General features: G+C 63.5%; 7 protein-coding genes. 5 read left to right on the forward strand and 2 right to left on the reverse strand.

Annotated features, from left to right (window positions below):
• Positions 1-267: 267 nt before the first annotated feature.
• From LB547_RS28155 to LB547_RS28170, 4 genes are all read left to right on the forward strand, one after another.
• The gene (locus LB547_RS28155) at positions 268-1,194 is read left to right on the forward strand and encodes a DUF4167 domain-containing protein (protein ID WP_140763222.1); all 927 of its coding nucleotides are present in this window, start codon (positions 268-270) and stop codon (positions 1,192-1,194) included.
• A gap of 218 nt (positions 1,195-1,412) precedes the next feature.
• A complete protein-coding gene (gene clpB, locus LB547_RS28160) occupies positions 1,413-4,019 on the forward strand; it encodes an ATP-dependent chaperone ClpB (protein WP_140500939.1) in 2,607 nt (868 codons plus the stop codon).
• A 61-nt stretch (positions 4,020-4,080) separates the two neighbouring features.
• Positions 4,081-4,440 carry an MmcQ/YjbR family DNA-binding protein gene (locus LB547_RS28165; protein ID WP_140500941.1) on the forward strand — a complete coding sequence of 120 codons (360 nt, stop codon included), beginning with the start codon at positions 4,081-4,083 and terminating at the stop codon, positions 4,438-4,440.
• Positions 4,441-4,696: 256 nt separating this feature from the next.
• Positions 4,697-6,187 carry a L,D-transpeptidase family protein gene (locus LB547_RS28170; RefSeq protein WP_140558176.1) on the forward strand — a complete coding sequence of 497 codons (1,491 nt, stop codon included), beginning with the start codon at positions 4,697-4,699 and terminating at the stop codon, positions 6,185-6,187.
• Between the two features lie 113 nt (positions 6,188-6,300).
• Here the strand turns inward: LB547_RS28170 and LB547_RS28175 are convergent, their stop codons facing one another.
• Complete coding sequence (locus LB547_RS28175) at positions 6,301-6,933, reverse strand: TMEM175 family protein (RefSeq protein WP_140513832.1); 633 nt, start codon at positions 6,931-6,933, stop codon at positions 6,301-6,303.
• 184 nt (positions 6,934-7,117) lie between these two features.
• Here LB547_RS28175 and LB547_RS28180 point away from each other — a divergent pair, with 184 nt between their 5' ends.
• Positions 7,118-8,671, forward strand: a complete 1,554-nt coding sequence (locus LB547_RS28180; RefSeq protein ID WP_140763223.1) for an MFS transporter — start codon at positions 7,118-7,120, stop codon at positions 8,669-8,671.
• 17 nt (positions 8,672-8,688) lie between these two features.
• Here the strand turns inward: LB547_RS28180 and LB547_RS28185 are convergent, their stop codons facing one another.
• Positions 8,689-10,659, reverse strand: coding sequence for a M23 family metallopeptidase (locus LB547_RS28185; protein ID WP_181168324.1), 1,971 nt, complete (start codon positions 10,657-10,659; stop codon positions 8,689-8,691).
• Between the last annotated feature and the right edge of the window lie 484 nt (positions 10,660-11,143).

Consider the following 11,143-nt stretch of genomic DNA (forward strand, 5'->3'; position numbering starts at 1 on the left):
TGCGGCTAGGGTCGCGTTAACCGGATGAGACGAAGCAGGCAGTGCTCTTAGCGTTTCGGTTTTCCTTGGAAATAGCTGCCTTCTTGCGCAAACGACGCCCAAGCTTCGTGCGGGAATCGTCCGGCAAGTGATGTAACCGGAACAGGATGGCACGTGGCGCCAACGCAATTGATGCGGGCGAACGCCGGTGAAGAAACGAAACGGCTGGCTGCATGAGCGCCACCGTTCGTGAAGAGTTTTCGAAAATTTCAATATGAAGAGAGTCGAATGAGGCCACAACAGCAGAACAGGCGCATGCGCGGTCGCAACAACAATGGCGGCGGCGGCAACAACAACAATAACAACAACCGCAAGGGGCCAAATCCCCTGACGCGCAACTACGAGAGCAACGGCCCGGACGTGAAGATCCGTGGGTCTGCTCAGCAGATCGCTGAAAAGTACGCCACCCTTGCCCGTGATGCGCAAAGCTCCGGCGACCGGGTGATGGCGGAGAACTATCTCCAGCACGCCGAGCACTATAATCGCATCATTGCCGCCGCGCAGGCGCAGATGCCGATCCAGAACGTCCAGCAGAATCGCGACGAATTCGACGATGATGGCGATGAGGATCGCGACGAGTTCGACAATGCCGGCAACGCCGGCAACAACGTTGCGGATGCGCCGGTTCCGGTGATCAACCACGGCGCGGGTCCGCAGCCGGTTATCGAAGGCATGCCGGCCGAAGTCGCGCTGAACCGGGAAAACGGCCGCGATCGTGATAATAATGGCGGGCGCAACAGTGGCGGCCGCGACAATAATGGCGGACGCCATCGCGACCGCCGCCCCAATGGCGGCTATGGCCAGAACAGCCAGCGCGGCGATTATGGTTCGTCCGCCGAGCAGGGTGCCCAGCAGCAGCGCAACGAGACGGCCGACCAGGCCGAGGCCGTCACGCCAGCCGAATCCGTCGCGCCGGTCGAGCAGGCGGCGCCACTGTTCGAGAACCTGTCGCCGGCCGGGCTCGCTGCCCAGGCCGAACTCAATGAGACGGCCGCGGGGACTAGTCCCAGCCGTCGTCCGAGGCGTCCGCGCCGCCCGCGCGGCAATGCCGACCAGATCACCAGCGGCAACGACAATGCCGACGCTGGCGAGGTGGCGGCGGCCCCGGTCGACAATGGCAACGCCGACCCCGCGATCGCCGACATCGACAACTGAGCGGCGACGCCTCGATACATTGAACGGCGGAGAGAAATCTCCGCCGTTTTCGTTTGCGCGGCCGTGGAATATTATGCCTTCGCAGACATCGAGATGTCTTGAGGGTTCGCGGGTTGCGCACCATATCAGCCTCAACTGGACCCGGCTCTCACGGGCGGGTCCGTCACCGCAAACTGATCCGGTGCCGCAAAGCGGGCCGGTGATGGAAGGAGACAGGTATGAATCTCGAGAAATACTCGGAGCGCGTGCGCGGCTTCATCCAATCCGCGCAGACCATGGCGCTCTCGCGCAACCACCAGCAATTCACCCCCGAACATATCCTGAAAGTGCTCGTCGATGACGACGAGGGTCTGGCTGCGTCGCTCATCGAGCGCGCCGGCGGCAGCGTCCGCGACGTCAAGCTCGGCATCGAGACGGCACTCGAAGCGATGCCCAAGGTGGAGGGCGGCAACGGCCAGCTCTATCTGGCACAGCCGTTGGCCAAGGTGTTTTCGACAGCCGAGGAACTGGCCAAGAAGGCCGGCGACAGCTTCGTCACGGTCGAAAGGCTACTGACGGCGCTGGCGGTCGAGAAATCAGCCAAGACATCAGACATACTGGCCAAGGCCGGCGTCACCGCGCAGGCGCTCAACCAGGTGATCAACGACGTCCGCAAGGGCCGCACCGCCGATTCGGCGAATGCCGAACAGGGCTATGACGCGCTGAAGAAATACGCGCGCGATCTCACCGCCGATGCCCGCGCCGGCAAGCTCGATCCGGTCATCGGCCGCGACGACGAGATCCGCCGCACCATCCAGGTGCTGTCGCGCCGCACCAAGAACAATCCGGTGCTGATCGGCGAGCCGGGCGTCGGCAAGACGGCGATCGCCGAAGGCCTGGCGCTGCGCATCGTCAATGGCGACGTGCCGGAATCGCTGAAGGACAAGCAGCTGATGGCGCTCGACATGGGCGCGCTGATCGCCGGCGCCAAATATCGCGGTGAGTTCGAGGAGCGGCTGAAGGCCGTGCTTTCCGAGGTCACTGCCGCTGCTGGCGGCATCATCCTGTTCATCGATGAGATGCACACCCTGGTCGGCGCCGGCAAGGCGGACGGCGCCATGGATGCGTCCAACCTTCTGAAGCCGGCGCTGGCGCGCGGCGAACTGCACTGCGTCGGCGCCACCACGCTCGACGAATACCGCAAGCATGTGGAGAAGGATGCCGCACTCGCCCGCCGCTTCCAGCCGGTCTTCGTCGAGGAGCCGACGGTGGAGGACACGGTCTCGATCCTGCGCGGCCTGAAGGAGAAATACGAGCAGCACCATAAGGTGCGCATCTCCGATTCGGCGCTGGTCGCGGCGGCGACGCTGTCCAACCGCTACATCGCCGACCGGTTCCTGCCGGACAAGGCGATCGACCTCGTCGACGAAGCCGCTTCGAGGCTTCGCATGCAGGTCGATTCCAAGCCCGAAGCGCTGGACGAGATCGACCGCCGCATCATGCAGCTCAAGATCGAGCGCGAAGCGCTGAAGGTCGAGAAGGACGAGGCTTCGAAGGACAGGCTTGCCCGGCTCGAGAAGGACCTCGCCAGCCTTGAGGAGGAATCGACCGAGATGACCTCGAAATGGCAGGCAGAGAAGCAGAAGCTCGGGCTCGCCGCCGACCTCAAAAAGCAGCTTGACGAGGCGCGCAACGAACTGGCCATCGCCCAGCGCAAGGGCGAGTTCCAGCGCGCCGGCGAGCTTGCCTATGGCAAGATCCCGGAACTGGAAAAGAAGCTGAAGGAAGCCGAGGCCCAGGACGGCAAGGCCGGCATGGTCGAGGAAGTGGTCACGCCCGATCATGTCGCCCACATCGTCTCGCGCTGGACCGGAATTCCGGTCGACAAGATGCTGGAAGGCGAGCGCGACAAGCTGTTGCGCATGGAAGACGAGATCGGCAAGCGCGTCGTCGGCCAGGGCGAGGCGGTGCAAGCTGTTTCCAAGGCAGTGCGGCGCGCTCGCGCCGGCCTGCAGGATCCGAACCGGCCGATCGGCTCGTTCATGTTCCTCGGCCCGACCGGCGTTGGCAAGACCGAACTGACCAAGGCGCTGGCGAACTTCCTGTTCGACGACGAGAGCGCGATGGTGCGCATCGACATGTCGGAGTTCATGGAGAAGCATTCGGTTGCCCGATTGATCGGCGCGCCTCCCGGCTATGTCGGTTATGAGGAAGGCGGCGCGCTAACCGAAGCGGTGCGGCGCCGGCCCTATCAGGTCGTGCTGTTCGACGAGATCGAGAAAGCGCATCCCGACGTGTTCAACGTGCTCCTGCAGGTGCTCGACGACGGCCGGCTCACCGATGGGCAGGGCCGCACGGTCGACTTCCGCAACACGCTGATCATCATGACGTCGAACCTCGGCGCCGAATACCTGGTCAATCTCGGCGAGGACCAGGATGTCGACCAGGTTCGCGACGAGGTGATGAACGTCGTCAAGGCGTCGTTCCGGCCGGAGTTCCTCAACCGCGTCGACGAGGTGATCCTGTTCCATCGGCTGCGCCGGCAGGATATGGGCCGCATCGTCGAAATCCAGCTCAAGCGGCTGGAAAACCTGCTGGTCGACCGCAAGATCACGCTGTCGCTGGACCAGGAGGCGATCGACTGGCTGGCATCCAAGGGTTACGACCCTGCCTATGGCGCGCGGCCGTTAAAGCGGGTGATGCAGAAAGACCTGCAGGACCCGCTGGCTGAGAAGATCCTGCTCGGCGAGATCCTCGACGGCTCGACCGTCAAGGTGACCGCTGGCTCCGACCGGTTGAATTTCCGTTCGAAGCCGACGGTCGTCGCGACCGAAGCGGCAGCCTGATTGAACGCCGCGCGCCCAGGACGGGCGCGCGGCTTTTCCGCGTCTTTCGGCAGGAGCACGCATGACGCTGGACGACTATAACGGCTTCTGCGCCTCGCTGCCCGCCACATCGCATGTCGTCCAGTGGGGCGGCGCCCATGTCTGGAAGGTCGGCGCCAAGGTCTTTGCCATCGGCGGCTGGAGCGAGGGCCGCGACCCTTTCATCACCTTCAAATGCTCCGACATTGCCTATGATGTGCTGAAGGAGCAGCCGGGCTTGCGGCCCGCGCCCTATCTTGCCTCGCGCGGCATGAAATGGATCCAGCGCCAGACAAGCCAGAGCATGGATGATGGCGCGCTGAAGGATTACCTGCGCGAGAGCCATCGTCTTGTCGCCCTGAAGTTGACGAAGCAGGCGCGAAAGGAACTGGGACTTGCCTGAGGCTAAAGCGCGTCACGCTCGATGGATTCAGGCGACGCGCTTTAGCTTTTTGTTCTATGCATATCTTTCGCCCCAAACCGGGCCGCTTTTGGATGATATGCATTTAGCTGATATTCGTCGAGGCGCCGGAAAACCGCCATCTTCATGCCCGGTTCATATTGGAACCTTATGGTCGGGCGGTGGTTCGCTGGCGAAGGACTCGCTACGCGCGAAAGCCGCCGGCGACGGCAATTACGGACCGGAGAGTTTGCCCACGATGTTGCGGACGATCTTCACCCTTTCGGCACTTGCGGCCGGACTGGCGTTTTCAAGCGCGTTCGCCGCGCCGACTGAGGACGCTTCGCCGCGGGTCGTCCGCCCCGCTGACGGCGGCATCCTGCTGGCCCAGGACGGCAATCTCGACATCTATTACGACGCCAGGGGCAACCGCGTCATCGTCGATGCGGACACGGGCAAGGTCGTCGCCATCCAACCGCCGCAGACCAGGCTCGACCGACGCGCGCTGCGCCGCGAGACACGGCTGCGCGAACTCGGCCGCGTTCCCGCCGACGACGACCGCTACTATCTCGACGATCCGGAAGACATGGCACGCTTCCGCCGCAGGCAGATGGAAGACGAAGGCCGGGTCATCGCGCCGCCCGTCCAGGAATATGATCCCTATGGCGACAATTCCGTCGAGGCCTACCCGCCGGCCCCCGGCGGCGACGGCGTCTACGACGACAACTATCCGGAAGCGCCCCAGCCGGCAACGCCGCCCTCCGTCAAGCGCCAGCCGCTGAACGAGGCCTCGATAGAGCCGGTCCAGCCCACGGCTCCCGCCGCGCAGCCGGCGCCTGCAGACGAAGCGGGATTACCGCCGAAAGCAGGCGGCAAGACTGTGGTCGACCCGTCGCTTTCGCTCGGAGCACGCCAGGATGTCGCGGCTCTGCAGGTGCTGCTTGATCGCGGCGGCGCTTCGCCTGGCGTCATCGACGGGCGCTTCGGTTCGAATGTCGACAAGGCGCTGGCTGCCTACAACCAGATCACCGGCAGCAATCTGCGATCGACCGACGCCGTCGGCATCCAGGCGGCCCTTGCACAATCGGGCGGCGATGCCTTGGCCAACTACACGATCACACCGGAGGATGCGGCCGGTCCCTATGTTGCGTCGATCCCGGAAGATTACAGCCAGAAGGCGCAGCTCGACCGCATGGGCTATACGTCGGTCACGGAAGCGCTTGCCGAGCGCTTCCACATGGACGAGAACTATCTCAAGGCGCTCAACCCGGAGGCCAATTTCAACCGTCCCGGAACGATCATCAAGGTTGCCAATTTCGGCAGACTGGTGTCGTCGCCGGTGGCTCGTATCGTCGCCGACAAGGGCAAGAAAGAGGTCTTTGCCTATGATACGGCGGGCAAGCTGGTCGCGGCCTATCCCGCCACCATCGGCTCGTCCGACACGCCGTCGCCGTCCGGCATTCATGCCGTGTCCCGTGTCGCGCTCGATCCGAACTACACTTACAACCCCAACATCAATTTTAAACAGGGCGAGAACAATAAGGTCCTGACCATTCCGCCCGGCCCGAATGGCCCTGTCGGCTCGGTGTGGATCGCGTTGGACAAGCCGACCTACGGCATCCATGGCACGCCGGATCCCTCGAAGATCGGCAAGACCGAAAGCCATGGTTGCGTGCGACTAACCAATTGGGATGCCCGCGAGCTGGCCAAGCTGGTTTCGCCCGGCGTGACGGTGGAATTCGTCGACTGAGACGATGCGGCGTTCGTCGCTGGTTAGAGCGGTTCAGTGTTCGATGGACTTCCGAGCCGCTCCAGCGCTGCGCGCTTTTCCCGGGAAACCGCGACGTTTTTCCTGGAATTGCTCTACCCGATTATCCTGCGCAACCATTTCGCGCTCGGTGTCGCGGCATAAATCAGCTGCACCATGAGAATGAAGCCGACGCTGAGCAGCGGGGTGACCAGACAGAGCAGGGCGCCGACCGCCCACAGAAGCTGCGCCTTGACGATGCGCAGGTAGACCGTGCGTTTCGTTTCGACGTCGACATCATCCGCCAGAAGGCCATTTTTCTCCGCATAGCGCCAGCTGGCGATCAGGGTGACGCCGAGCATCAGCAGATTGAGCCAATAGACGGCGACCGCGGTTCTGAATTCGAGGAAGTCGGCCAGAAGATCGGTCGAGAACGGCAGCAGGGCGATAAAGGCGAGAAAGCACAAATTGAGCGTTGCCAGCCGCCTGTCGGATCTGGTGATCAACCCATGCTGCGCCTGCTGGCCGAACCAGAAGATGGTCAGCGTCAGGAAGGAAAGCGCATAGGTCAGGAAGCGCGGCGCCAACGCCAGGACGGCGTCGAGGAGATCGCCTTCGGAATGGATCGCCTCGTGCGTCGGTACACGAATCTCCAGAACGATCAGGGTCAGCGCGATGGCGAAGACGCCGTCGGTCAGCCCGACGACGCGGTGGAGCCCGGACTGGGATGGTTCGAGCGGTCGCTTCATCGATTTTCTCCCCCTGTCTGATCGGCTCCCGTCCGATGCCGCGTGAAAGCTTAGCATGCCGGCGCTTGTTTGCACCTGCGTGGGCCGGCACCTGCCAATGCGGCCAGGTGGCTGCGCAGCTGGTTTCAACCACCGGGACCGCTGGCTGGTTGTTGCGGGCGCGCCGCGGGTTTATGCAGGTTGCATGCATTCACCGAGCAAAGCCGCTGCCGTCCCGCCGCCGACCGCCAACGGTACGTTCTGCCCGCAGTCGCAGCGGCGCTATGTGCTGATCGCCGCGATCCTGGCTTCAGCGCTTGGTTTCATCGACGGTTCGATCCTTGCCATCGCCACGCCGGCAATCCGCGTCGATCTCGGCGCCAGCCTGGCGCAAGCGCAGTGGATATCCAATGCCTACGCGCTGACGCTTTCGGCGCTCATCCTTGCCGGCGGTGCTGCGGGCGACCGCTTCGGCCTGCGCCGCGCCTTCGTCGCCGGCATCGCGCTGTTCATCGCCGCTTCATTGGCCTGCGCGCTGGCGCCCAATCCGGCGGTGCTGATCGCGTTTCGTGCAATCCAGGGCGTCGGCGCGGCGATCATGGTGCCGGGCAGCCTTGCCATCATCGCCAAGGCCTATCCGAAAAAGGAGCGCGGCCGCGCAATCGGCATCTGGGCCGCCGCTTCGGCGCTGACCACGGCACTCGGTCCGGTGCTGGGCGGTTTCGTGCTGTCGACCCTCGGCAATGGAATCTGGCGTGCGATATTTGCCATCAACCTGCCGCTTGGGCTGGTTTCGATCTACCTGCTGCTCGCCAAGATCCCGGCGGATCGGCCGACCGAAAAGCGCAGCCTCGATCTTGGCGGCGCGGCGCTGGCGACACTGGCCTTCGGGTTGCTGGCCTACGGGCTGACGGCGATGAACGCGGAGGCTGCCGGATTCATGTCGGGTTCGGCAATCGTTGCCGGCGTGGTCCTGCTTTTCGTCTTCATTTTCTACGAGCGCCGGCAGCGCGAGCCGATGATCGATCTCAATCTGTTTCGCATCGGCGCCTTCGCCGGCGCCAATCTCGCGACCTTCTTCCTCTATTTCGCGCTGTCGGCCAATCTTTTCTACCTGCCCATGCTTTTGATCGCCGGCTGGGGGCTGAGCACGGCCGAGGTCGGCTTCATCTTCCTGCCGCTGTCTGCATTGATCGCACTGCTGTCTGGGCCTGTCGGCCAGTGGTCCGACCGGATCGGACCGCGTTTTCCGATCGCCAGCGGCAGTCTGGTGGTTGCCTTCGCCTTCGCCGGGCTTGGCTTGTTGACGCATGCCGGTATCCACAATTTCTGGACCGGAACATTTCCGCTGATGGCGCTGATGGGGTTCGGCATGGCGCTGGTGGTGTCGCCGCTGTCGACCGCGATCATGACGGCGGTGGAAGACAAGGATACGGGCGCGGCCTCCGGTATCAACAATGCCGTCTCGCGCATAGGAGGCCTGATTGCGGTTGCGGCTATGGGGTCGCTTGCCGCCTGGGTCTACGCGAAGGCCCTGGATGGCAGCGCCTTGCCCGGCGTGCCGGGGTTCGGTGAACCGGCGACGACCGGACTGGCCCCGGCTGTCGACGCCGCACGGCTTGCCGCCAGCGACGCCGCATTCTCGGCTGTTTCCTTTGTAACGGCGCTGCTTTGCCTGCTTTCGGCTGTCATCGCCTGGAGGACGATTTCAGGCGAATCATTGCCATGGCGCCGGCCCGCCGAAAACCCTCGCGACTGACGGGTGGATCGAAGGAACTATCCTTCGATCTTGGCGCTCGCGACCTTCAGCGAATCACTGTCTTCCTGCTTCAGCAGGTCGTCGATGCGCTCGCGTTCACGCTTGAAGGCGACAAGGTCCTCGCCCTTCAACACCTTGCCGACGGGCAGGCGGACGCGCATCGGATCGACCTTGGTGCCATTGACGATCAGCTCGTAGTGAAGATGCGGGCCGGTGGCGAGGCCGGTCTGGCCGAGATAGCCGATGGTCTGGCCTTGGCGGACGTGAACGCCCGGTTCGATGCCTTTGGCAAAAGCGCTCTGGTGATTGTAGGAGGTCTCATAGCCGTTGGCATGGCGAATGATGATCTGCTTGCCATAGCCGCCGGCCCAGCCGACCTTCTCGATGACGCCATTGCCCGCGGCGATGATCGGCGTGCCGATGGGGGCTGCCCAGTCGACGCCGGTATGCATGCGGACATAGCCGAGGATCGGGTGCCTGCGCGCGCCAAAGCCGGAGCGGAACTTTCCGGCCGGCAACGGATTGCGCAGCAGGAACTGCTGGGCGCTCGAGCCGTCCTCGTCGAAATAATCCGTGCTGCCGTCCTGCATCTGGAAGCGGTAGAAATTGCGCGTCTGCCCGCCGAAGGTCGCCGAGACGTAAAGCAGTTCGGAATTGTCCGAGGTCTGGTCGTCGCCGTCGGGCTGCGAGAACAGCACTTCGAGACGGTCGGCCGGATTGAGGCGGGACTGGAAGTCGACATCGGAAGCCAACAGCTTGATGAGCCGCTGCGTCATGGCCTTGGACATGCCGTAGGAATAGGCGGCGCGGTAGATGCCGTCATAGACGTTGGGCAGGTTGCCGCGCACCACCACTGGCGCCGACGAATCATCGAACGCCGTCAGCAACTCCGGATTGGGCTCCGGTTCCTGCGCCGGCACATACTGGCCGCGATCGTCGAGCGCTATGGTGACGATATGCTGGGTCCGATCGTAGACGCTGGTGCGCACGACCTTGGCGGCGTCGCCATGGACCTCGAGACCAACACGCAGCACGGTTCCAGCCTTGAGCGCCGGGGCGTTCAAGAGCTTGGTGATCGCCTCGGCCATGCCGGCGGCGTCCTCGCCCGTATAGCCCGAATCTGCGAAGGCTTCCGTGATGGCGAGATCCTTGGTGAAAGGGATGATTTCCTCGGCGAAGGCCGGTGCCTGGTCATCGGCGTTGGCACGTGGCGCGACCGAAACGTTTTCCGGCACGATCCTGACGTCGTAGGAGCCGGCCATGCTCTCGGCAAAGGCCTCGCCAAATCGCTGCGGGTCGACATAGTGGAGCGAAGCGACCTGGACGGCGCCGTCGCTGAGATCGGTGCCGGCCTCGCGCACTACCTTTTCCACCTCATCGGCGGAAAGGTCGCTCTTTTCATCGAAGGAAGCCGTTTCAATGGGGAAGTCGACGGTCTTCAGGCTCATTTCGCTTTCGACCTTGGTGCCGTAGATCTGGCCCGGCGCAGCGGCGGCCGTCGCCGGTTGCGCCGATGCGTCGTCACCGTCGTCGCCGAACACCTGCATCGGATCGAAGGGCGGGTAGGGCCGGTTGGTGGTATGGCCAGCCGCCAATGCCATCTTGATCTGCACGAAAGGCATGGTGTGGATGACATCGCGGTCGCCGACCTTGGTGACCATCGACACTTCCATGCGTCGACGGTCCTTGGCCTTGGCGATCTGGCGCGGCGCCACCAGCCTGGTGGTCTTGGCCATCTCGCCCGAATCGCCATTGCCGGCAAGGCCGATCAGTTCGGCGATCTCGGGTGGCGTCGCCAGTTGCTGGCGCCCGTCGAGGGCGGCGAACAGCGCCACGCCCATCAGCACGCTTGAGGTCACGCCGGTCAAGAATGTCCCCGACAGCCAGCGCGCGGAAACCTCGCGCCGGTCGGGTGGGCCACTGCGGCCGTCCGCGATAAGCGGCGGCTCGTTGCCGAGTTCGGCTATGACATCTTCCGTATCTGGCATCCAGAAAGGCTGCTTTTTCCCCGGGCGGAACGGCTTGTCGCTTTTGTTGTGGCCATGACATTTGCCTGTCACGGCAGGTTAAGTCAACGAAGCCTCGGGCCCCGGTCGAATTCCCCTCGCGCGCTTCTCTTATAGAGCGCTCTGCAAAAAGGGCGGCGTTTCCCTCTCTCGAGGGCTCATCGCACACCTCTATATGAGGCTTTCAAAAGAGGCACCGCGCCGCTGCGCTGCGCCCGCTTTGTTGGTTCTGGTGTCGAACGGCAATGCGGCGGCAATAGGGCTCCTCCGTGGCTGGATACTCCTTGGCGTCCTGTTCCCCAACGGCAGCCGGCTATCGACAAATCGGGCCTGAAATTTCTGTCGCAAAAAATTCAAAAACTTCTTGGATCGGTGTTGACAGTTTGTGAGGGTGGCGACTATATACGCCTCACGAACGAGGGCGGTGCGCCGCTGGCGACGAAGAAGTTTGCTTCTAAGACTGCCC

This window comes from Mesorhizobium sp. B264B1B (genome assembly GCF_020165765.1).
In the GTDB taxonomy this organism is placed as follows: Bacteria; Pseudomonadota; Alphaproteobacteria; order Rhizobiales; family Rhizobiaceae; genus Mesorhizobium.

What these genes read in the sequence shown, in the direction of transcription:
- LB547_RS28180 (WP_140763223.1), top strand. Translation starts at nt 7,118, where the DNA reads ATGCATTCACCGAGCAAAGCCGCTGCCGTCCCGCCGCCGACCGCCAAC.
- LB547_RS28170 (WP_140558176.1), top strand. Translation starts at nt 4,697, where the DNA reads ATGTTGCGGACGATCTTCACCCTTTCGGCACTTGCGGCCGGACTGGCG.
- clpB (WP_140500939.1), top strand. Translation starts at nt 1,413, where the DNA reads ATGAATCTCGAGAAATACTCGGAGCGCGTGCGCGGCTTCATCCAATCC.
- LB547_RS28185 (WP_181168324.1), bottom strand. Translation starts at nt 10,659, where the DNA reads ATGCCAGATACGGAAGATGTCATAGCCGAACTCGGCAACGAGCCGCCG.
- LB547_RS28165 (WP_140500941.1), top strand. Translation starts at nt 4,081, where the DNA reads ATGACGCTGGACGACTATAACGGCTTCTGCGCCTCGCTGCCCGCCACA.
- LB547_RS28175 (WP_140513832.1), bottom strand. Translation starts at nt 6,933, where the DNA reads ATGAAGCGACCGCTCGAACCATCCCAGTCCGGGCTCCACCGCGTCGTC.
- LB547_RS28155 (WP_140763222.1), top strand. Translation starts at nt 268, where the DNA reads ATGAGGCCACAACAGCAGAACAGGCGCATGCGCGGTCGCAACAACAAT.